At 40.0% G+C, this 21183-nt stretch carries 23 protein-coding genes; 6 read left to right on the top strand and 17 right to left on the bottom strand.

Annotated features, from left to right (window positions below):
- Window positions 1-30: 30 nt before the first annotated feature.
- A complete protein-coding gene (gene acnA / locus I6F65_RS12150) occupies window positions 31-2775 on the top strand; it encodes an aconitate hydratase AcnA (RefSeq protein ID WP_024613021.1) in 2745 nt (914 codons plus the stop codon).
- A gap of 133 nt (window positions 2776-2908) precedes the next feature.
- Complete coding sequence (locus tag I6F65_RS12145; RefSeq protein WP_166109384.1) at window positions 2909-3163, top strand: hypothetical protein; 255 nt, start codon at window positions 2909-2911, stop codon at window positions 3161-3163.
- Here the strand turns inward: I6F65_RS12145 and I6F65_RS12140 are convergent, their stop codons facing one another.
- From I6F65_RS12140 to I6F65_RS12125, 4 genes are all read right to left on the bottom strand, one after another.
- The gene (locus tag I6F65_RS12140) at window positions 3164-3709 is read right to left on the bottom strand and encodes a DUF4124 domain-containing protein (protein ID WP_197113060.1); all 546 of its coding nucleotides are present in this window, start codon (window positions 3707-3709) and stop codon (window positions 3164-3166) included.
- A gap of 129 nt (window positions 3710-3838) precedes the next feature.
- On the bottom strand, window positions 3839-4579 hold the full coding sequence (locus I6F65_RS12135; RefSeq protein ID WP_024613018.1) for a phosphoadenylyl-sulfate reductase: 741 nt from the start codon (window positions 4577-4579) through the stop codon (window positions 3839-3841).
- A gap of 42 nt (window positions 4580-4621) precedes the next feature.
- The gene (gene cysI / locus I6F65_RS12130; protein ID WP_024613017.1) at window positions 4622-6319 is read right to left on the bottom strand and encodes an assimilatory sulfite reductase (NADPH) hemoprotein subunit; all 1698 of its coding nucleotides are present in this window, start codon (window positions 6317-6319) and stop codon (window positions 4622-4624) included.
- Between the two features lie 61 nt (window positions 6320-6380).
- Window positions 6381-8195, bottom strand: a complete 1815-nt coding sequence (locus I6F65_RS12125) for an assimilatory sulfite reductase (NADPH) flavoprotein subunit (protein WP_197113059.1) — start codon at window positions 8193-8195, stop codon at window positions 6381-6383.
- Between the two features lie 303 nt (window positions 8196-8498).
- On the opposite strand from I6F65_RS12125, the gene I6F65_RS12120 reads away from it, so the two are divergent.
- Window positions 8499-10154 carry an endonuclease gene (locus I6F65_RS12120; RefSeq protein ID WP_197113058.1) on the top strand — a complete coding sequence of 552 codons (1656 nt, stop codon included), beginning with the start codon at window positions 8499-8501 and terminating at the stop codon, window positions 10152-10154.
- 37 nt (window positions 10155-10191) lie between these two features.
- Here I6F65_RS12120 and I6F65_RS12115 read toward each other — a convergent pair whose 3' ends face one another.
- A complete protein-coding gene (locus I6F65_RS12115; RefSeq protein WP_197113057.1) occupies window positions 10192-10656 on the bottom strand; it encodes a hypothetical protein in 465 nt (154 codons plus the stop codon).
- Window positions 10657-10839: 183 nt separating this feature from the next.
- On the opposite strand from I6F65_RS12115, the gene I6F65_RS12110 reads away from it, so the two are divergent.
- Window positions 10840-11376: a helix-turn-helix domain-containing protein gene (locus I6F65_RS12110; RefSeq protein ID WP_197113056.1), complete on the top strand. Its 537-nt coding sequence runs from the start codon at window positions 10840-10842 to the stop codon at window positions 11374-11376.
- Between the two features lie 407 nt (window positions 11377-11783).
- On the opposite strand, the gene rpsQ is transcribed toward I6F65_RS12110, so the two are convergent.
- From rpsQ to rpsJ, 11 genes are read right to left on the bottom strand one after another with little or no spacing between them, the layout of a single operon-like run.
- Window positions 11784-12041 carry a 30S ribosomal protein S17 gene (gene rpsQ, locus I6F65_RS12105; protein ID WP_024613012.1) on the bottom strand — a complete coding sequence of 86 codons (258 nt, stop codon included), beginning with the start codon at window positions 12039-12041 and terminating at the stop codon, window positions 11784-11786.
- Window positions 12041-12232, bottom strand: coding sequence for a 50S ribosomal protein L29 (gene rpmC, locus I6F65_RS12100; protein ID WP_002957889.1), 192 nt, complete (start codon window positions 12230-12232; stop codon window positions 12041-12043). The genes rpsQ and rpmC overlap by 1 nt, the downstream gene beginning before the upstream one ends.
- Window positions 12232-12645: a 50S ribosomal protein L16 gene (rplP, locus tag I6F65_RS12095; protein ID WP_002957890.1), complete on the bottom strand. Its 414-nt coding sequence runs from the start codon at window positions 12643-12645 to the stop codon at window positions 12232-12234. Before rplP ends, rpmC begins: the two co-directional genes overlap by 1 nt.
- Before the next feature lie 12 nt (window positions 12646-12657).
- Window positions 12658-13359, bottom strand: a complete 702-nt coding sequence (gene rpsC, locus I6F65_RS12090; protein ID WP_002957891.1) for a 30S ribosomal protein S3 — start codon at window positions 13357-13359, stop codon at window positions 12658-12660.
- Between the two features lie 11 nt (window positions 13360-13370).
- Complete coding sequence (gene rplV, locus I6F65_RS12085; RefSeq protein WP_002957892.1) at window positions 13371-13703, bottom strand: 50S ribosomal protein L22; 333 nt, start codon at window positions 13701-13703, stop codon at window positions 13371-13373.
- Between the two features lie 13 nt (window positions 13704-13716).
- The gene (gene rpsS, locus I6F65_RS12080) at window positions 13717-13995 is read right to left on the bottom strand and encodes a 30S ribosomal protein S19 (protein ID WP_004588689.1); all 279 of its coding nucleotides are present in this window, start codon (window positions 13993-13995) and stop codon (window positions 13717-13719) included.
- Between the two features lie 15 nt (window positions 13996-14010).
- Complete coding sequence (gene rplB / locus I6F65_RS12075; protein WP_002957895.1) at window positions 14011-14835, bottom strand: 50S ribosomal protein L2; 825 nt, start codon at window positions 14833-14835, stop codon at window positions 14011-14013.
- 15 nt (window positions 14836-14850) lie between these two features.
- Entirely contained in the window at window positions 14851-15153 is a 303-nt protein-coding gene (gene rplW, locus I6F65_RS12070; protein ID WP_024613011.1) for a 50S ribosomal protein L23, read from the bottom strand.
- Window positions 15150-15755, bottom strand: a complete 606-nt coding sequence (gene rplD, locus I6F65_RS12065) for a 50S ribosomal protein L4 (RefSeq protein ID WP_002957897.1) — start codon at window positions 15753-15755, stop codon at window positions 15150-15152. The genes rplW and rplD overlap by 4 nt, the downstream gene beginning before the upstream one ends.
- A 17-nt stretch (window positions 15756-15772) precedes the next feature.
- Window positions 15773-16408 (bottom strand): 50S ribosomal protein L3, encoded by a 636-nt coding sequence (gene rplC, locus I6F65_RS12060; RefSeq protein ID WP_024613010.1) that lies wholly within the window; start codon window positions 16406-16408, stop codon window positions 15773-15775.
- 27 nt (window positions 16409-16435) lie between these two features.
- Window positions 16436-16747: a 30S ribosomal protein S10 gene (gene rpsJ / locus I6F65_RS12055; protein ID WP_002957900.1), complete on the bottom strand. Its 312-nt coding sequence runs from the start codon at window positions 16745-16747 to the stop codon at window positions 16436-16438.
- Window positions 16748-17297: 550 nt separating this feature from the next.
- Here rpsJ and plsB point away from each other — a divergent pair.
- Entirely contained in the window at window positions 17298-19736 is a 2439-nt protein-coding gene (gene plsB / locus I6F65_RS12050) for a glycerol-3-phosphate 1-O-acyltransferase PlsB (protein ID WP_197113054.1), read from the top strand.
- Window positions 19737-19757: 21 nt separating this feature from the next.
- On the opposite strand, the gene tesB is transcribed toward plsB, so the two are convergent.
- Entirely contained in the window at window positions 19758-20615 is an 858-nt protein-coding gene (tesB, locus tag I6F65_RS12045; protein WP_002957902.1) for an acyl-CoA thioesterase II, read from the bottom strand.
- A 77-nt stretch (window positions 20616-20692) separates the two neighbouring features.
- Here tesB and I6F65_RS12040 point away from each other — a divergent pair, with 77 nt between their 5' ends.
- Window positions 20693-21151, top strand: coding sequence for an EVE domain-containing protein (locus tag I6F65_RS12040; RefSeq protein WP_166109390.1), 459 nt, complete (start codon window positions 20693-20695; stop codon window positions 21149-21151).
- Window positions 21152-21183 lie beyond the last annotated feature (32 nt).

Genomic DNA, 21183 nt, shown 5'->3' with positions numbered 1-21183 from the left:
GCATTTTTCTAATTCATAAAGGGGCAAATAATGAATAATAGTTTCGATACCCAGCATCAGCTCACAATTAATGGTGAGCAATATCACATTCATTCTCTAAAAGGACTTGGCGACAAAGCGAAACGATTGCCCTTTTCTTTAAAAGTATTACTTGAAAACCTTCTCCGTAACGAAGATGGCGCAAATATTAAAGAACAAGACATTCAAGCGCTCCTTGACTGGGATTCTCAAGCAAAACCTGCATCTGAAGTAGCCTTTACCCCTGCCCGCGTTGTTATGCAAGATTTTACTGGCGTACCTGCTATTGTTGATTTAGCCGCAATGCGTGACGCAATGGAAAAACTAGGGGGAGATCCTGCAAAAATAAATCCGTTATCTCCTGCTGAGCTTGTTATTGATCACTCGGTACAAGTAGATGGTTATGGTAACGATGGTGCTTTTGATTTAAATGCAAAACTAGAATACGACCGAAATAAAGAACGTTACGAATTTTTACGCTGGGGACAAACCGCTTTTGATAATTTAAAAGTAGTGCCACCAGCAACCGGTATTGTTCACCAAGTGAATTTAGAATACTTAGCACGCGTTGTTTTTAATGAAGACCGCGATGGCAAAAAGTTCGCTTACCCAGATACACTCGTAGGTACCGACTCTCACACAACCATGATAAATGGCTTAGGTGTACTTGGTTGGGGTGTAGGCGGCATTGAAGCCGAAGCAGCTATGCTGGGTCAACCAATTAGCTTACTCATCCCACAAGTAGTAGGTATGAAGCTAAGCGGCCGCTTACCTGAAGGCACGACTGCAACCGATTTAGTATTAACAGTAACCGAGATACTACGTAACCATGGCGTAGTGGGTAAATTTGTAGAGTTTTATGGTGACGGCCTTGCCGATCTACCACTTGCAGACAGAGCAACCATAGCGAATATGGCACCAGAATACGGCGCTACGTGTGGTATTTTCCCGATTGATGATGAAACAATCAGCTATTTACGTTTAACAAATCGCGATGAAAGTCACCTTAAGTTAATTGAAGATTACGCCAAACATCAAGGTTTATGGCGTAACGATGGTGACGAAGCCAACTATACCGATACACTCGAGCTTAAATTAGGTGATGTTGTACCAAGCCTTGCGGGTCCTAAGCGACCACAAGATAGAATCTCCCTAAATAAGGCTGGTGAAGTGATTAGCCAGCATTTAAAAAACTTTCAAGATGAACGTATGGCTCGTCGTGATAATAGCGATGAAGAACAAGCTCGTATCGAAGGCGAAGGCCCAACAACAAACCCAGATGAACCTGTAAATGAAGCACAATTTATGGGCGCCGCTAAAGTTAAATTTAAAGGACAAGAGTTTGAGCTAAACGATGGTGCTTGCGTTATTGCCGCGATTACCAGCTGTACTAACACCTCTAATCCGAGTGTAATTTTAGCCGCAGGCTTGGTTGCTAAAAAAGCGAAGCAGTTAGGTATTAATGTAAAACCTTGGGTTAAAACATCACTTGCTCCAGGTTCTAAAGTTGTTACCGACTACCTAGAAAAAGCCGGCTTAATGGACGACTTAGAAAGCTTAGGCTTTAACTTAGTTGGCTATGGTTGTACTACCTGTATTGGTAACTCAGGCCCACTAGCGACTGAAATATCAGATGCGATTCAAAAGCATAAATTAGTGGTTAGCTCTATTTTATCGGGTAACCGTAACTTTGAAGGTCGTATTCACCAAGATGTTAAAATGAACTTTTTAGCCTCACCTCCACTTGTTGTAGCTTATGCCATTGCCGGTAGAACCGACATTGACGTATACAACGAACCACTTGCGCAAGATGCTAACGGTAACGATATTTACCTTAAAAACATTTGGCCAAGCGTTAAAGAAGTGAGCGACCTAGTTAAAGAAACAGTTACTAAAGAGATGTTTGAAAAAAGCTACGCTAACGTTTACGAAGGCGATAGCCGCTGGCAGCAAATTCAAATACCCGATGGTAAACTTTATGATTGGGATGACGCATCTACCTACATTAAAAAAGCACCATTTTTTGATGGTATGAAAGTTGAACCGCCGGGCATTCCAACTATTGAGGGTGCACGTTGTTTAGCTAAGCTTGGGGATTCAGTAACCACTGATCATATTTCTCCAGCGGGTGCTATTAAAGCGGATGCGCCAGCAGGTCTATACTTACAAGAAAACGGCGTAGATAAAGCGCAGTTTAACTCGTACGGTTCACGCCGTGGCAATCACGAAGTAATGATGCGCGGCACGTTTGCTAATGTGCGTCTTAAAAACTTACTAGCACCGGGAACTGAAGGCGGGGTAACACGTACTCAGCCTGGCGATACGCTAGAGAGTATTTATGATGCTGCAATGGAGTATCAAAAAAATAATACGCCTCTTATTATTTTAGCGGGCAAAGAATACGGCACGGGGTCGTCTCGTGACTGGGCTGCTAAAGGCTCACTTTTATTAGGTGTTAAAGCCGTTGTAGCACAAAGCTACGAACGTATTCATCGCTCTAATTTAATTGGTATGGGTGTACTACCTCTGCAATTTAAAGAAGGTGAAAGCTATGAGTCACATGGGTTAACCGGTCAAGAGCAATTTGATATTGATGGCTTGTATGATAAAACCGATGAAGTAACCGTTATTGCAACCAATGCAGAAGGTAAAAAAGTTAGCCTGAGTGCCGATGTACGTATTGATACCCCTAAAGAGTGGGATTACTACAAACATGGCGGTATTTTACAATATGTACTGCGTAATATGCTCGACTAACAAACGCTGTAGTTAATACATTTGAAAGCCCAGTTTAGTAATAAGCTGGGCTTTTTTGTACTGTTTGTTGTCTTAAATCAATGCCAAGTATTTAAAGCCTGTCTACAATAAGCTTACTCTTAGCGAGGTGACTATGTCGCAAATAATGATAATTAGGCTGCTTAAAACATCAATAGTGCTTGGGTTGTGCCTTATTGTGACTGGCCACACTTTAATTGTGTCGAGTTACTTCACTGTAGATCATGGTATTAAAGGAATAATTATAGCGGCAGCATGTATTGCTATAGGTGTGTTGTTGTCACTTCCCACTAAAATATATTTAACAGTCTTATTAATGGAAGCCGAAAAGCGTTATTTAAAAAACCATAAAAGCGCTCACTCTAAATAGTTAAAGCGCACTTAAATTGTTTATTTCTTTATTACGCTTCTCTAGTTTTTCTTTTACGTTTTCGGCGTCTTTAAATAACTTTTTAACCGAGTCTGGATTAAAAATACTTACTGTTTCTGATACGTCTTCATCGTTTGATGCTTTTGATTTGCTGTTTAAAATTGAGGTGTCTTCTGCGGCAATAACGGTAATATCTTTAGGATCTAGTTTTAATTCAATACTATTCCCGTTCGGGTTTGGCGTATCGGAATAATTCCACTCACCGTTTTTACCCTGCCACTTATAAATTTTACCACTAGGTACCATTGATGGAATGGGTTCGTCTGAAATACTGCTCGCTATTTTATCACCTGCCTGCTTTACACCTTGCATTGCTTGTTCAAATGTACCGCTGGATAGTGCGGTTATTTTTTCTTTAATTTGGTGTGAGTCATTACTAATTGATGCAGTGGAAAGCCATGTTTGACCGTCTGGTTTTTTTAGATAAAACAAAGAAATGACAGCAATAACCATGACTGATATTGCTAAATAGGTAAAGTATTTCATAGCGTTCCTGCTTTAGTTAATCCTTTATTCTATTGAGTCTAATAAAAAACCTGTGATCTGGCAATTTTTTTGTAATAAAAACGCAGCCTTAGCTGCGTTTTTGTTTATTTTTTACTGACAAAAATATTATTAAATACCATCGCCATCAATGTGTAATCCACATTCTCGATTTAAACCAAAAAAGCGGGTTTCTTCTTCGCTCATTCCTGGCTCTAATTTACGCGTTGTATGTACATCACCCATCGACACATAACCTTGCTCCCATAATGGGTGATAAGGTAAGTCGTGCTTTGTAAGGTACTGATATACATCACGGTTAGACCATTCAATAATCGGATACACTTTAACGGTGCCACGGCTAATCTCTACAAATTGCTTATCGGCACGAGTAGATGATTGGTCACGGCGTAAACCGCTAAACCAAGTACCCGCATCAATGTCTTTTAACGCGCGAGTCATTGGCTCTACTTTATTAAGCTGATTATATTGCTTAATACCGCCTTCGCCTTGCTCCCATAATTTACCAAATTTAGCTTCTTGCCATGCTGGGCTAAGCTGCGCTTTATACACTTTTAAATTTAGTGATAAACGTTCGCTCATTTGCTCAATAAAATGATAAGTTTCTGGAAATAAATAACCTGTATCAGTTAATACTACTGGGATATCTGGACGCTGCGATGTCATTAAATGCAGCATTACAGCTGCTTGAATACCAAAGCTAGATGATAAAAAAGCCGTATTTGGCAAATTATCAAGCGCCCAAGTTACACGCTGCTCGGCGCTCATGTTAGCTAGTAAACCATTAGCATCAGCTAACATAGCCGTTTGGCTTTGCTTATCTAGCTGTAAAATGTTTTTAAATTCACTCATGGTAAATTTCAAGCCTCACCAACGCTTCGCGCTGGTATTAAATTATGCGTGAAAATCGGTTACTGATACTTTTACTTCAGCAACAATGCCTTTGCGGATAACAAAGTCACCAAAACATTCACCCTCGTTACGCTCTTTAGCCCATTGACCAATTAGCTTATCGAATGCCTCTAAGTAAACATCTTCGCCTACGTTCTCAAGGTACAATTTAGGAATACGTGTACCTTCTAAATTGCCACCTAAATACACGTTATACTTACCAGGTCCTTTACCTACTAAACCCGCTTCTGCAAGAAGTGCACGACCACAACCATTAGGGCACCCTACAACGCGCATTATAATGCTGTCATTTGGTATTCCGTGCTTAGCAAGTAGTGCTTCGGTTTTTTCAATTAAACTTGGTAGGTAACGTTCTGCTTCTGCCATTGCAAGCGGACACGTTGGCAGTGAAACACAAGCCATAGAGTTTTTACGCTGCTGCGAATCTGTATCGTCAATTAAGCCATGGCTACGTGCAATCTCTTCAATCACGGCTTTTTGATCTGCAGGTACGCCAGCAATAATTAAGTTTTGGTTTGCCGTCATACGCATATCACCTTGGTGAACCTCTGCAATTTTACGACAACCTGTTTTAAGTGGTTTACCTGGGTAGTCTAAAATACGACCACTTTGAATGAACAACGTTAAATGGTGCTTACCATCAATGCCTTCAACCCAACCAATACGATCACCTCGGTGAGTAAACTCAAACGGGCGACTTGGTGCAAACGTAACACCTGAGCGCGCTTCTACTTCGGCTTTAAATACATCAACACCTACACGGTCTAATGTATATTTAGTTTTTGCATTTTTACGATTTGAACGATTACCCCAATCACGCTGTACAGATACAACATGCTCTGCAATTTTTAAGGTATCGTCTAATGTGATAAAGCCAAAGTCATCTGCTTTACGCGGATACGTTGCAGTATCGCCATGCGTCATAGCTAAGCCACCACCCACTAACACGTTAAAACCAACTAGCTTGCCGTTTTCAGCAATAGCTACAAAGTTTAAATCGTTAGCGTGTATATCAACTTCGTTATTCGGCGGAATTGTTACCGTTGTTTTAAACTTACGCGGTAAATAGTTAGAACCTAAAATTGGCTCTTCTGTGGTTTCTGCTTTTTCGCCATTTAACCAAATTTCAGCATACGCTTTAGTTTTTGGTAATAAGTGTTCAGAAATTTTTGCAGCCCAATCGTAAGCTTCTTGATGTAACTCAGACTCAACAGGGTTCGTTGTACAAAGTACATTACGGTTAACGTCACCTGCTGTAGCAATAGAGTCTATGCCTACGCTATCAAGCATTTGGTGCATGCCTTTAATATTTGGCTTTAACACTCCATGAAACTGAAATGTTTGACGCGTAGTTAAACGAATACTGCCATAGCTTGTTTTGTCATCTGCAAACTTGTCGATTGCTAACCACTGCTCTGGCTTAATAATACCGCCAGGCATACGTGCGCGTAACATTACATTATGTAGCGGCTCTAGTTTTTGCTTAGCGCGTTCACCGCGTATATCGCGGTCATCTTGTTGATACATGCCATGAAAACGAATTAGCTGAAAGTTATCGGCAGTGAAACCACCGGTAATTTCGTCTTTTAAATCTTTTTCTATGGTGCCACGTAAAAAGTTACTTTCTCTTTTCAAACGTTCGTTATCAGAAAGTTTTACGTTTTTATCTTGTTCGCTCATTTTAAATCCTAAATTTGTTACAGTGACGGCTGTTAGCTGTTAAATAAAATAAGAAACGTGATTAATACACGTCTTTCTGATAGCGATTTGCGCTACGTAAATCTTTTAAATATTGCTCTGCGTCTTCATTGCTCTTGCCTGTGTTTTCTTTGATGATATCAACCAAGGCATTGTGTACATCTTTCGCCATACGATTTGCATCACCACAAATATAAAGGTGAGCGCCAGCTTCTAGCCACTCAAACACATCTTTACTGTTACTGCGTAACTTGTCTTGTACGTATACTTTTTGGGCTTGGTCGCGGCTAAATGCAACATCTACTTTATTGAGCAAACCTGACTTTAAATAACCCTGTATTTCTACTTGGTATAAAAAGTCTTGGGTGAAATGTGGGTTACCAAAAAACAACCAGTTTTTGCCTTGTGCTTCACGCGAGTCACGCTCTTGTAAAAATGCACGGAACGGCGCAATCCCCGTACCCGGACCAATCATGATCACTGGCGTATCATCGTTAGTTGGCAGGCGGAAGTTGTCATTATGTTCGCTAAATACTTTAACTTTACAACCCTCTTCTGCACGGCGAGTTAAGTAACCAGTACAGCCACCTAAATGCTCACTATCAAATGCATCAAATTCAACTAAGCCTAGAGTTAAATGTACTTCGTCTTCAACCTCGCTTTGGCTAGATGCAATAGAGTACAAACGAGCTTGTAGCTTACGTAGGCAATCTACTAATGTTTGTGCATCAAGCTTTGCTGGGTTTTGACGAATTACATCAAATATTTGACGAGGTTCGATATACGCACGCATTGCGGTTTTATCTTCCACAAGCTTTAATAATTCAGGCGTGCCCGTTGCTACTGCGTATTTTTCTACAAAGCCTGGGTATGATTGAGTAAGCTCTAGTTTTTCAATTAATGCATCACGCACGTTTAGCTCATCATTACCTACTTTTACAACGCTAGCCGCATCAATTTGAGTGAGTGTAAGTACTTCATCAACTAGTACATCATCATTTAAAAAGTACACACCTAACGAGTCGCCAGGAGTATAAGTAATGTCTGAACCTTCGAGTGAAATTTCAACATGGCGTACATCTTTAGTAGAGTCGCGACCCGTGATTTTTTGTACTGTTAATAACTCGGCTTCAAATGGGTTTTGTTTTGTATATTGGCTTGAAGCGGTAGTTGGTGTACCAAAAGGCATAGCTAAAGTTTGACCGCCAGCTGCATCTTGTTGCGCTTTTAAATCAGGTTCAAATGCATCAAGTGCACCTGCTATCCACGTTGCCGCTTCATCTTCGTAATCTACATCTAAATCGGCACGTTGATATATAGACTCTGCGCCTAACTTATTTAAGCGCTCTTCAAAGTCTTTTGCCGTTTGACAGAAGAACTCATAGCTCGAATCACCCAAACCGATAACAGCTATTTTTACGCCATCTAATTTAGGTGCTTTTTTAGTCGCTAAAAATTCGTGCAGTGTTTCACCGTCTTCAGGTGGCTCGCCTTCACCGTATGTAGATACAACAATAGTTAAAAACTTTTCTTTTTTCAGGGCTGTTGGTTTGTAATCAGACATGCTAACTAATTTTACAGCTAAGCCACGCGACTCAGCTTGCTCTTTCATCTTAGCTGCTACACCTTTTGCATTACCTGTTTGCGAACCATATAAAATGGTTAGCGGTGCGGCATCGCTTGCTGCTGGTGCACCTGTTGTAACGCCACCTAATGCAGCTGAATTAGCATTTGCAGCTAAGTAACCACTTACCCACGCTTGCTGAATTGGATTTAGTTCAGCCACTAAGCCTTGCAGCTTTTGTACTTGATCTTGCGATAGCGGGCTTGCCGCAGCATTTAGTTGACCTAACAACATGAATCGATTCCCCATAACCCTGAAAATTAGACACAATGCATTTTTAGCATTGTTAAAAATGAGCTTTACCCCTTCCAGAGATTCTCTGTTGAGGTTTTCTAAGTATGCAGGATAACGGGCTAAGCCAGTATAAAAAAAGAATAGAATCTGCTTTGTTATTCCATTTAGTTATTAATTTATAAAAATACCTTCAAAAACAGTTTAAAGGAAGATTATTGCATAATATCAAAATCATAATTAACAATTTTGTAACCTAGCTAATGTAATGTATATTATTTATTCAACATAAAAATAGGAACAAACATGTCACACAGGACGTATAAAACTACAATACTCAGCACTGCGTTATTACTCGGCTCGCTCCCTGTAATGGCTAATGTTGCTAATGGCGATTTTGAACAATGGTCAGGCAATACTCCTGACTCATGGAGTACGATTGATAGCGGCATTGCATTATCGCCCTCTACTAGCGTAGTTAATAGCGGCAGTCGATCTGCGGCTATTAATGTGAACACCGGCTCGCAAAGTAATACCGATTTATTACAACAAGTAAATGTTGAAGCAGGTCAAACTTATAACTTTTCGGCTGATGTGTACCATACCGAAGGAAAAATTAAGGCGCGTTTATATGTAGATGGTTATCAAGGTTACTCTAACGAAGCGCAAACTAATCAATGGCAAACAATTAGTCATAGTTATACTGCAAGCAGTAGCAAAACAATTAATGTAGGTTTACGTTTTTACGATGTAAGTGGATTTGATGGTAGCGAGATTGTTTATGTAGATAATTTTTTACCCAATACAAGTATTATATCTCCACCTCCAACTAGCAGCTGTTCAACTAACACCTTAACGCTAACACTCAAAACCGATAACTATGGTAGCGAAACGAGTTGGGTCATTAATAATAGCCAAGGTAGCGCTATAGCTAATGGCAACGGTTATTCGTCAAACACTCAATATAATGAGCAAGTATGTTTAACCGATGGTGCCTATACGCTTATTGTTAGTGATAGCTATGGCGATGGCATGTGTTGTTCAGCAGGTGATGGAAGCTATACTCTTATCCAAGAACAAGTGACTTTAGCAAGCGGTGCCAGTTTTAATAATACCGAGAGTACAGCATTTGAATTAGGTGACTCTACTGGTGATCCCGGTGATGGCTCTGGCGGCGGAACAACTCCCAACCCAACACCGACTGGTTACTATGTTACAACTCAAGGTTTAACTGGATACACCTTAAAGACTGAACTGTACAATATAATTAAAGATCATAATGCGCAGGGGTATTCGGCTATTTGGAATTTTTACGACTCATCAGCACGTGATAAATACTTTGAAAACGATAATAGTATTTTAGATATGTATAGCGAAAAACCAAACGGTACCGATAGCTATAATTATACTGCAGTGAGCGACCAGTGTGGTACTTATAACAGCGAAGCCGATTGCTATAACCGTGAACATTCATTCCCTAAAAGCTGGTTTGGTGGCACAGTAGAGCCTATGAACTCTGATGTTCATCACATTTATGCAACTGATGGCTATGTAAATTCAAAGCGTAGTAACTACCCTTTTGGTGAAGTTGCAAGTGCATCGTTTACATCAACCAACGGTAGTAAAGTTGGTTCAGCAGCCAGTTCGCTAAATTATTCTGGTACCGTATTTGAACCAATTGATGAATTTAAAGGTGACTTTGCTCGCGCTTATTTTTATATGGCAACACGCTACGAAAATGTAATTGGTAATTGGCAAAATATAACAACCTCAAGCAACGCAGTACTTAACGGTTCAAGTAACCAAGTATTTGAAAGTTGGGTTGTAACCATGCTACTTAACTGGCACAACAGCGATCCCGTTAGCCAAATGGAATTAGACCGAAACCAAGCTGCTTTTGAGTTTCAAGGTAATCGTAACCCGTATATCGATCACCCTGAATTTGTAGAGATGATTTGGTAGGCGCTAGATAAATAAAAAGCCTCAGCATTTGCTGAGGCTACTCAAAGCTCGCTTGACCAAGCGCAATAGACTCATAACGCTTTCCTGTTAATTTAATTACCCAAACACTATCTGTAAATGTGCGACTAAAATACACCGTTTGACCATCTGGTATATGAGGCATAAACGATGTGATTGATTCCCACTCCCCATCTACTTTTTCTTTTAATTTCATACTGGCATTGAAATAACTTCCATCTTCATTTGATTTAACCTCCAGCGCCGTTAAATTTGACTCTTCACCTATTTCTATTAATGCACTTTTATTTAAACTAGCTAATAACTGTGGCTGATGAGTTGGTTGCAGCGCTTTTAACGTTTCATCTATTTGACTATCAATGGTGATCTTATTTTGTAATTTATAAATAGTCGCTTTAATTGCAAGTACAGGCTCTGCAAAGCTCGTATGAGATAAAAGCATCAAGCTAATAAACACGACAGTTCGATAAAAATACGTTTTCATTGGTAATACTCCTTTATTAATTAGTATGCCTAGCATAACTAAAAAACGCCTAATTAATATATAACTCATTAATATTCATAATATTCCTTAAATTAATAGGCATGAATATAACGTTATAGACTATTTAAATACGTTATTTTTAGCGATAATAAAATTGTCAGCAAATAATTAGAGTATGGAAACATGTTGTCTTTAGGAATGGAATTAAAGCGCCTCAGAGCAAACAAAAAGTGGACTCAAGCGTTTGCGGCTCGTGAGATAGGTATTCAACAATCATACTTGTCAAAACTCGAGAACGGACAGTTTATTCCTTCTCTCGACGTACTTGAAAAATTAAGCACATGTTATCAAGTTTCTTTTGAGTCATTTATCCCTATTAAAACAAAGCAAAATATTATAAATAATAACCTTAAATGGTTAATCACTCTTCTTTTTACTATCGGCATTTTGATATGGCTATGTGCTAGTTTTAATATTTTTTACTCTGAAACATATTTTACTTATCAAGCAAAACAGGGCGAGTTTTGGGCTATAAATGTTATAGAAACCTACAAAGGTGAAAAGTATATCGAGGGTGATGCTGTATACGAAATCATTGGTCAACGTGATATAAGCCGATTAGAAAACCGTATTTTACTGGTAACTTCTGCTGTATTTGTTTTTGGCGCGCTATTAATAAGTATGCTCATAAATAAACCTTGGCTAAATAAAGAAAAATAAGCATAAGTCTATACTCTAAACCTACAGAGCTATTTCTTCTTATAATAAACGTTTATAAATACCTAGTACTAGCTGCTTTTTAAAACTGCTTTATACCTATTTACTTAAGTATAAGAGCTATTTAGCAACAATAAAACTGCGCTCTGACTAAGCAAATTTTGTATTTATTTTTTCAATGAATATTAAAAACGACATTGAAGAATAATTTGATACGTTAACTTGTATAAATATTTTAGCGTGTTGGTATTAGTAATATCCAATCTAAACCGCAGTACTAAATCTTAGTGCTTAACGTTAACTCAAATGCTTTAGCTCAAATAAACTTTTCTATCAAACTATCATTCTAGAAAAACAAAAAGCCCCAGCTAATGCCGGGGCTTTTTTACAAAACTAACTTAATTAAAAAATTAAGCTTGTTTTGGACTAGAAATAACGTCTACTAATGTCCAAGATTTATTCTTAGAAATTGGTGCGCATTCACGGATAGTAACAACGTCACCCGCTTTTGCTGTGTTATTTTCGTCATGTACGTGTAACTTAGTAGTACGTCGGATGAATTTCCCATAAATTGGGTGCTTCACATAACGTTCGATACCAATAGTGAAAGACTTTTGCATCTTGTCGCTAATTACACGGCCTTGAAGAGTACGAATTTTATCGCTCATTATTGACCTGCCTTCTGGTTAATAACTGTTTTTACACGCGCGATATCGCGGCGTACTGTTCTTAGCGTGTGTGTCTGAGCTAACTGACCAGTACTAGCTTGCATGCGCATATTAAATTGCTCACGAAGTAGTCCTAGAAGTTCAGCATTAAGCTCTTCTACGCTTTTATCTTTTAGTTCGCTTGCTTTCATCACATTACCGTCCGAGTTACGAAAGTTGTTTTGAATGGCAGTTTACGAGCTGCAAGGTCAAACGCTTCACGAGCAAGCTCTTCTGAAACACCTTCCATTTCGTAAAGTACTTTACCAGGCTGAATTTCAGCAACCCAATATTCAACAGAACCTTTACCTTTACCCATACGAACTTCAAGAGGTTTTTCTGTAATCGGTTTGTCAGGGAAGACACGAATCCAGATTTTACCTTGACGTTTCACGTGACGCGTCATAGCACGACGAGCTGCTTCGATTTGACGAGCAGTCATGCGGCCACGGCCAGTAGCTTTCAATCCGAAAGTACCGAAGCTTACTTTGTTACCGTTTTGCGCTAAACCGCGGTTGCGGCCTTTGTGCATTTTACGGAATTTTGTACGTTTTGGCTGTAACATTACTCGCTACCTCTACTTAGCACTTTTCTTGGCTTTCTTTGGTGCGCGTTTAGCTGGCTTCTCTTGCTCTTGTACTAGTGGTAAACCACCAATAACTTCGCCTTTGAAGATCCAAACTTTAACACCAATGATACCATAAGTGGTTAAGGCTTCAGAAGTTGCGTAATCGATATCAGCACGAAGAGTATGTAGAGGTACACGACCTTCACGATACCATTCTGAACGTGCGATTTCTGCGCCGCCAAGACGACCGCTAACTTCAACTTTAATCCCTTTAGAACCGATGCGCATTGCATTTTGTACCGAACGCTTCATAGCGCGACGGAACATAACACGACGTTCTAGTTGAGAGGCAATGCCGTCTGCTACTAGTTGTGCATCTAGTTCTGGTTTACGTACTTCAGAGATATTAATCTGAGCAGGTACACCAGCGATTTTAGTTACCGCTTGACGTAATTTTTCTACGTCTTCGCCTTTTTTACCGATAACAACACCCGGACGAGCCGTATGAATTGTTACACGGATTGATTTTGCTGGACGCTCAATAACGATTTTAGACACAGAAGCCGTTTTCAATTCCTTTGTAAGGAATGTACGTACTTTGTGATCGCCAAAAAGCTGTGCAGAGAAATCTTTTGAACTCGCGTACCAGGTAGAAACCCAAGGTTTAGATATACCTAGGCGAATACCAGTAGGATGAACTTTTTGTCCCATTACTTATACTCCTAGCTATCTGAAACCATAACAGTGATATGGCTTGTACGCTTAAGGATGCGGTCTGCGCGTCCTTTAGCACGAGGCATAATACGCTTCATTGTTGGACCATCGTCCACAAAAATCGTTGTTATGCGTAGCTCATCAATGTCAGCACCTTCGTTATGCTCTGCGTTAGCAATAGCAGACTCAAGTACTTTCTTAACTAATACAGCCGCTTTTTTCGGGCTGTACGCCAGGATTTCTAGTGCGCGATCTACAGGTAACCCGCGGATCTGATCTGCAACTAGACGTGCTTTTTGCGCCGAACCAGAGGCGAATTTATGTTTAGCTAATGCTTGCATTTATCTTCCCCTCTTATCGTTTCTTCGCTTTCTTATCCGCAGCATGGCCACGGTAAGTGCGAGTTGGTGCAAATTCACCTAGTTTGTGACCGATCATTTCGTCAGAAACGAAAACTGGTACGTGCTGGCGACCATTATGGACAGCAATGGTCAATCCGATCATGTTAGGTATGATCATTGAACGACGGCTCCAAGTTTTAATTGGCTTTTTCTCACCGCTTTCCAAAGCTTTCTCTACCTTCTTCAGCAAGTGTAGGTCTATAAAAGGACCCTTCTTGAGAGAGCGTGGCATGGCTATTCCTCAATATTACTTAGTACGACGACGTACTATAAATTTATCCGTACGCTTGTTCTTACGCGTCTTCGCACCTTTAGTCGGTTTACCCCATGGAGACACAGGATGACGACCACCAGATGTACGACCTTCACCACCACCGTGTGGGTGATCTACCGGGTTCATGGCAACACCACGAACTGTCGGACGAATACCACGCCAGCGATTTGCACCTGCTTTACCAAGTGAACGAAGCATATGCTCAGCATTGCCTACTTCACCTAGAGTCGCACGACAATCAGATTCAACTTTACGAACTTCGCCTGAACGAAGACGTAATGTTACATATTGACCATCACGAGCAAGGATTTGAACGTATGCACCAGCAGAACGTGCGATTTGAGCACCTTTACCTGGTTTTAATTCTACGTTGTGAACAGTCGAACCTACAGGCATATTACGCATTGGTAATGCATTACCAGGTTTGATTGGTGCATCAACACCAGACTGGATTGCATCGCCAGCTTTTAAGCCTTTAGGTGCGATAATGTAACGACGCTCACCGTCTGCATATAATACAAGAGCGATGTTTGCGCTACGATTTGGATCGTATTCTAAACGTTCAACAGTAGCTGGAATGCCATCTTTAGTACGTTTAAAATCGATTAAACGGTAATGTTGCTTATGACCACCACCGATATGACGAACCGTAATACGACCATTGTTATTACGACCACCTGATTTAGAGTTTTTCTCTAAAAGTGGTGCGTATGGCTTACCCTTATGTAGATCAGAGTTAACCACTTTAACTAGGTGACGACGGCCCGCAGAAGTAGGCTTACACTTTTGAAGTGCCATAATTCTATCCCCTTATTACTCGGCGCCGCCGACAAAGTCTAGTTCACTACCTTCTTTAAGAGTAACGTAAGCTTTTTTCCAGTCGTTACGACGACCGAAACGTGCGCCAGTACGTTTTGTTTTACCCTTAACATTAAGTGTGCGAACACCCGTTACTTCTACTTCAAAAAGCTTCTCAACTGCTACTTTAACTTCAGCTTTAGTTGCGTCATTTGCTACTTTAAAAACAATAGTATTGTTTTCTTCAGCTGCAATTGTGCTTTTTTCAGAGATATGTGGAGCAACGATCACTTTTAAAAGACGTTCTTCGCGGATCATGCTAGCGCCTCCTCAAGTTGCTTAACAGCAGCGGCTGTAATAAGTACCTTGTCGAAAGCAATTAAGCTTACAGGATCGATACCAGCTACATCACGCGTGTCAACCTTATAAAGGTTACGTGCCGATAAGAAAAGATTTTCATCTACTTCTTCAGTCACGATAAGAACATCTTTAAGCTCAAGTTCTTTAAGCTTAGCAACTAGTTCTTTAGTTTTTGGTGCTGCTAGAGCAAAACTTTCAACAACGATTAAACGCTCTTGACGAACTAATTCAGATAAGATGCTTTTAATCGCACCACGGTACATTTTACGGTTTACTTTTTGGCTGTGGTCTTGTGGTTTAGCTGCAAAGCTAACGCCACCTGAACGCCAAATTGGGCTACGGATTGTACCGGCACGTGCACGGCCAGTACCTTTTTGAGCCCATGGTTTTTTACCACCACCGCTTACTTCAGAACGTGTCTTCTGAGCACGAGTACCTTGACGAGCACCTGCTGCGTATGCAACAACTACTTGGTGTACTAATGCTTCGTTAAACTCACGTCCAAAAGTAGCTTCAGAAACTTCAAGACCGCCAGAAGCGTCTTTAATTGCTAATTCCATCACTAAATCTCCAGGACTTATGCTTTAACAGCTGGTTTAACGATAACGTCACCGCCAATAGCTCCAGGTACTGCACCCTTAACTAAAAGCAAATTACGCTCAGCGTCAACGCGAACTAGTTCTAAGTTTTGAGTCGTTACACGCTCAGCACCCATATGACCGGCCATTTTCTTACCTTTAAACACCTTACCAGGTGATTGGTTTTGACCGATTGAACCAGGAGCACGGTGAGATAGAGAGTTACCATGTGTAGCGTCTTGCATGCTGAAATTCCAGCGCTTAACACCACCTTGGAAACCTTTACCTTTAGAAGTACCGGTTACGTCAACCTTGTTGATTTCGTTGAATAATTCAACAGTAAGCTCAGAGCCTACTTCAAAATCGCCTTCACCACCGTTAAGGCGGAATTCCCACAGACCGCGACCCGCTTCAACACCAGCTTTAGCGAAATGACCCGCTTTAGCTTTGTTTACACGACTTGCTTTTTTAGTGCCTGCGGTTACTTGAAGCGCGTTATAACCGTCTGTTGCGTCAGATTTGATCTGAGCAATGCGGTTAGGTGTCGCTTCAATAACTGTCACAGGGATAGATACACCATCTTCAGTGAAGATTCGTGTCATACCCACTTTACGACCGACTAGACCTAATGCCATTTTCCTAAAACCTCTCTAATCTTTCGATTAACCCAGGCTGATTTGAACATCAACACCAGCAGCAAGATCTAAACGCATAAGAGCGTCAACAGTCTTGTCAGTTGGTTCTACGATGTCAATCAGACGTTTATGGGTGCGGATCTCGTACTGATCACGCGCATCTTTATTAACGTGCGGTGAAGTTAGTACAGTAAAACGTTCAAAGCGTGTAGGTAGTGGAATTGGTCCACGTACTTGTGCGCCAGTGCGTTTCGCAGTTTCCACGATTTCTGCCGTTGATTGGTCAATCAAACGGTGGTCAAAAGCTTTTAGGCGAATACGAATGCGTTGATTTGACATTCTTAACCTCAATATAAAGAGCATTTAAAAGAGCATAAAAAAACGTCCGGAACAATCTTAAAACTTAAGATGCCGGCTGCTTAATTATATCTACGTTGAGTTCCAAATCGGAACTCCTGTTTATTAGCTTGAAATCCAAGCTTAATTTATCCTCTCCAATCCCCTAGGGAATTTAGAAAGCCTGCGTATTATAGAGGTATTGGTGATAAATGCAACAGCTATTTGAGAATAATCTGATAAGGCACTGTTTGGTTAGTATTAGCCATCAACTAAAACTTAATAGCTAAGATGAAACCAATACCCTAATTAACTAATCTAATAATAAGTTCTTTATGGTGTAGCTAGCGCATGTTTGGTATTTGTAAGTCGTTATCACCTATTTATAGGGAAAACTACACTGTATAGGCCTAGTTCTAACTAAAAAATAAACATACTGCTGTAAATTCAACCTCAAAAGCTAAACACGTCCTAGGCAAACTAAAGGATTTTTTAGATATATGGTATCCTATTATGCTAATTTTGCTTTTAATACCCTCTATATGGTGAGTCGATGCGTATTTTTAATTATTGTTTAAATGTTATTTCTGCAGGAGTAAGTCGCTTACTAGTAAAAAGTAAGGTCCTTCCAGAAAACCCGATTGAACAGTATAAGCTAAATCCAGAATACCCTACTTTTTATATCGTACGCTTAAATTCTCGCTTTGATTTAGCCGCACTCAATAACGTGTGTAAAAAGCATGGATTACCAAGCCCAACCGATCAGCAAATTTTAGGTGATCAACAACTTGAGCGTTTTATTGGTATAAAAAACCCACCGCCACTATTTGGTGATGAAGCGAAACCAACTACGGCATTGGCTCAGGGTAAGCAAATTATTGAGTATTTAGTTAAAAGTGGTCAGCAAAACGTACAAGTAGTGCCAGTTACTATTTTGTGGGGTCGTAATCCAGGTAAAGAAAAGCCGGGTATACACACTTTAATTACACATTCACTAACACCAAGCTGGTTCAGAAAGATTTTCGTCGTCTTGTTTTCAGGTCGTGATAACTTTATTCGCTTTAGCCAACCACTCGACTTATCACTTTTGGTGAATGAAAAGGTAGATGTTAGCGAACTACCTCATAAGTTACTGCGTGTGGCATTAGTTCACTTTAAACGTCAAAAGCTTGCTGCGACTGGTCCTAAAATGCCATCACGCGAGCAATTATTTAACTCTTTATTGGCCTCACCTACAATAAAAAAAGCAATTCAAGATGAAGCCCAATCTAAAAATATTACTCAAGAACAAGCACGACAAAATGCGCTTAAACTACTTAACGAAATAGCTGCTAATTACTCTGAGGCAATGATACGAGTAGCCGAAAGATTTTTAACTTGGTTGTGGAATAAGCTCTATAACGGTATTGATATTAAGCACGCAGAACAAATTCATGAATTAACTGATAAAGGTCATGAAATTATTTATATGCCTTGTCATCGCAGCCATATGGATTACTTACTGCTTACCTACTCTATTTACCACTTAGGTTTAGTACCGCCACATATAGCTGCGGGTATAAATCTTAACTTTTTCCCTGCCGGCGGCATATTTAGACGCTCAGGTGCGTTTTTTATTCGTCGTTCGTTTGCTGGTAATAAACTTTACTCAGCCATATTCAAAGAGTACTTAAGCCAGTTATTTATTAAAGGTTATTCTGTTAAGTTTTATACAGAAGGTGGTCGAAGCCGAACTGGTCGTTTGCTTCCACCTAAAACGGGTATGCTATCAATGACCTTACAAGCAATGCTACGCGGAATAGACCGTCCAATATCGATTGTTCCTGTGTACATTGGCTACGAACACGTAATGGAAATTAACACCTATCTTAAAGAGCTGGATGGAAAAGATAAAAAAGGCGAATCCATCTTTGGTATTTTTAAGGCAATTAAAAACCTTAAAAACTACGGTCGTGGTAACTTAAACTTTGGTGATCCAATCTCAATTAACCAATACCTAAACGATAACCAACCTGATTGGCGTGATTCAATACACCCTACCGATGTGCAAAAGCCACAATGGTTAGCCTCACAAGTAACTAAACTTGCCGACCAAGTAATGGTTAAAATTAATAATGCTGCGGCGCTTAATGCAGTTAATTTACTTGCGATGATATTGCTTGTTAACGATAAACAAGCATTGAGTAAACCAAAGCTATTAGCACAACTTGATTTTTATCTGCGCTTACAACGCGACGCAAGCTATAGCGATAAAGTAACCGCGCCAGACGAAACACCAGAGCAATTACTAACGCATGCATTAAAGCTGAATAAGTTTGAAGTTATAAGTGATGAATTTGGCGAAATTATTACTATTAGCGATAAAGAAAAAGTACTGTTTAATTACTACCGAAACAATATTTTGCACTTGTTTGCAGTACCAAGCTTAATTGCACTACATCTATTTAAACAACACAGCACAACTATTGATCAATGCCAGCAACTTGTAAAAACGTTTTATCCGTTGTTTGCTAAAGAATGGTATTTACAGCCTCTTGATGAAAACTATATAACGCGTATTTTAGCTAATTTTGCTGATCAAAATTTAATTGAATTTGATGGCGATAACATTCATATAACGAACAGTAATGACTGTTTAGCTAAGCTTGAAATGCTTGGACGAGCACTTAGTTTTACTCTACAACGTTACGCTATTGTAATTGGCTTTATTCAAACAAGTGATGGTATTGAAAAAGCTGAGCTTGAAAGAGAAAGCCAAGTACTCGCTCAGCGTTTAGGTACACTGCATGGCATTAAAACACCTGAGTTTTTTGATAAAAAAGTACTTGTTAGTTTTATTGATAACTTACGTGGCGAGTCATTAATAACCGAAGGTGATAAAGGCTTAGTAGGCAGTACACAACTTTGCGAAACCTACGCACACCTTAAAACATTACTGCCAGCACGCGTCTGGCAGTCAATCAGCGATATAGTACAAGATCAGTGTAACTAGTACTATATCTATAGAAGGGGGTTAGCGCTGACGCATAACCCCTTCTTGCATTGTTGAGGCAACCAAGTTGCCTTGGCGATCAAAAAACTGCCCGCGTACCAAACCACACCCATTGCTCGCACTTGGACTATCAATTGAATACAAAATCCAATCATCCATTCTAAATGGGCGATGAAACCACATGGCATGGTCAATCGTTGCTACTTGCATATTTGGCTGCATAAACGATACACCATGAGGCTGCAATGCTGTTGGTAAAAATTCAAAGTCAGACGCATACGCTAATAAATAATTGTGGATGCGCTGATCGTCTGGCATTTCACCATTAGCTTTAAACCAAATATGTTTTACCGGCTCCATAACTTCTGGCTTAAACGGGTTATGAAAAGTAACCGGTCGCATTTCAATTGGCATTTCACGCGTAAACTTATTACGGATGACTTCAGGGATATGCGAAGCGTTATCTTGATAAAACTCAAGCGATGAACGTAATTCTTCAGGTGCGGGTACATCAGGCATCGTAGCTTGATGCGACAAACCATTTTCTTCACCTTGGAATGACGCGGTCATATAAAAAATAGGCTTACCGTACTGAATCGCTTTTACACGACGAGTACTAAAGCTTTTACCATCTCGAATAGTTTCTACATCATAAACAATCGGTTTAGCCGGATCGCCTGGGCGTAAAAAGTAAGAATGTAATGAATGAACTATACGCCCCTCAGGTAGAGTTTCTTTAGCGGCAGAAAGCGCCTGCCCCATAACTTGACCGCCAAACACAGCACCAAAGCCTAAATCTTGGCTTTGTCCTCGATATAAACCTTGCTCAATTTCTTCAAGTGTTAACAACGACAATAAATCATCTAATACTTGGCTCATTACTTCTTCCTCATTACCCTAGTATCCAAATGATACTATACAATAGTGGGAAGTAAATATTTGTTAGGAATACTGTTATGGCTTACTGGCTATTTAAAACTGAACCCGATGCGTTTTCATTAGATGATTTAAAAAACGCACCAAAACAAACGACTCTTTGGGAAGGCGTGCGTAATTACCAAGCGCGAAACTTCATGCGTGATGGCGTAAAGGTCGGTGATTTAGTGATGATTTACCATTCAAGCTGTAAACACGTAGGCGTAGCGGGTATTGCCGAAGTGACACACAATGCCTACCCAGATCCTACTCAGTTTGATTTAAGTAGCGACTATTACGATGCAAAAGCCACCAGCGATAAACCACGCTGGGTTGTTGTTGACGTTACTTACCAAAGCCATTTAAAAAAATTAATTAGCCTTAAAGATATTAAAGCTAATAATAATATTACTGAAATCGCACTTAAAAAAGGCGGACGACTATCAATAATGCCTGTTACTCAAAATGACTGGGATGAAATAATCAAAATGGCGCAGTAACACCCTCTCGGTTTGACCTAATTTCATTGAGT

This window comes from Pseudoalteromonas sp. SWXJZ94C, assembly GCF_015864385.1.
Lineage (GTDB): Bacteria > Pseudomonadota > Gammaproteobacteria > Enterobacterales > Alteromonadaceae > Pseudoalteromonas.
This window is presented reverse-complemented; position numbering and strand designations above follow the sequence as displayed.

What these genes read in the sequence shown, in the direction of transcription:
- acnA (WP_024613021.1), top strand. Translation starts at nt 31, where the DNA reads ATGAATAATAGTTTCGATACCCAGCATCAGCTCACAATTAATGGTGAG.
- I6F65_RS12145 (WP_166109384.1), top strand. Translation starts at nt 2,909, where the DNA reads ATGTCGCAAATAATGATAATTAGGCTGCTTAAAACATCAATAGTGCTT.
- I6F65_RS12140 (WP_197113060.1), bottom strand. Translation starts at nt 3,709, where the DNA reads ATGAAATACTTTACCTATTTAGCAATATCAGTCATGGTTATTGCTGTC.
- I6F65_RS12135 (WP_024613018.1), bottom strand. Translation starts at nt 4,579, where the DNA reads ATGAGTGAATTTAAAAACATTTTACAGCTAGATAAGCAAAGCCAAACG.
- cysI (WP_024613017.1), bottom strand. Translation starts at nt 6,319, where the DNA reads ATGAGCGAACAAGATAAAAACGTAAAACTTTCTGATAACGAACGTTTG.
- I6F65_RS12125 (WP_197113059.1), bottom strand. Translation starts at nt 8,195, where the DNA reads ATGTTGTTAGGTCAACTAAATGCTGCGGCAAGCCCGCTATCGCAAGAT.
- I6F65_RS12120 (WP_197113058.1), top strand. Translation starts at nt 8,499, where the DNA reads ATGTCACACAGGACGTATAAAACTACAATACTCAGCACTGCGTTATTA.
- I6F65_RS12115 (WP_197113057.1), bottom strand. Translation starts at nt 10,656, where the DNA reads ATGAAAACGTATTTTTATCGAACTGTCGTGTTTATTAGCTTGATGCTT.
- I6F65_RS12110 (WP_197113056.1), top strand. Translation starts at nt 10,840, where the DNA reads ATGTTGTCTTTAGGAATGGAATTAAAGCGCCTCAGAGCAAACAAAAAG.
- rpsQ (WP_024613012.1), bottom strand. Translation starts at nt 12,041, where the DNA reads ATGAGCGATAAAATTCGTACTCTTCAAGGCCGTGTAATTAGCGACAAG.
- rpmC (WP_002957889.1), bottom strand. Translation starts at nt 12,232, where the DNA reads ATGAAAGCAAGCGAACTAAAAGATAAAAGCGTAGAAGAGCTTAATGCT.
- rplP (WP_002957890.1), bottom strand. Translation starts at nt 12,645, where the DNA reads ATGTTACAGCCAAAACGTACAAAATTCCGTAAAATGCACAAAGGCCGC.
- rpsC (WP_002957891.1), bottom strand. Translation starts at nt 13,359, where the DNA reads ATGGGACAAAAAGTTCATCCTACTGGTATTCGCCTAGGTATATCTAAA.
- rplV (WP_002957892.1), bottom strand. Translation starts at nt 13,703, where the DNA reads ATGCAAGCATTAGCTAAACATAAATTCGCCTCTGGTTCGGCGCAAAAA.
- rpsS (WP_004588689.1), bottom strand. Translation starts at nt 13,995, where the DNA reads ATGCCACGCTCTCTCAAGAAGGGTCCTTTTATAGACCTACACTTGCTG.
- rplB (WP_002957895.1), bottom strand. Translation starts at nt 14,835, where the DNA reads ATGGCACTTCAAAAGTGTAAGCCTACTTCTGCGGGCCGTCGTCACCTA.
- rplW (WP_024613011.1), bottom strand. Translation starts at nt 15,153, where the DNA reads ATGATCCGCGAAGAACGTCTTTTAAAAGTGATCGTTGCTCCACATATC.
- rplD (WP_002957897.1), bottom strand. Translation starts at nt 15,755, where the DNA reads ATGGAATTAGCAATTAAAGACGCTTCTGGCGGTCTTGAAGTTTCTGAA.
- rplC (WP_024613010.1), bottom strand. Translation starts at nt 16,408, where the DNA reads ATGGCATTAGGTCTAGTCGGTCGTAAAGTGGGTATGACACGAATCTTC.
- rpsJ (WP_002957900.1), bottom strand. Translation starts at nt 16,747, where the DNA reads ATGTCAAATCAACGCATTCGTATTCGCCTAAAAGCTTTTGACCACCGT.
- plsB (WP_197113054.1), top strand. Translation starts at nt 17,298, where the DNA reads ATGCGTATTTTTAATTATTGTTTAAATGTTATTTCTGCAGGAGTAAGT.
- tesB (WP_002957902.1), bottom strand. Translation starts at nt 20,615, where the DNA reads ATGAGCCAAGTATTAGATGATTTATTGTCGTTGTTAACACTTGAAGAA.
- I6F65_RS12040 (WP_166109390.1), top strand. Translation starts at nt 20,693, where the DNA reads ATGGCTTACTGGCTATTTAAAACTGAACCCGATGCGTTTTCATTAGAT.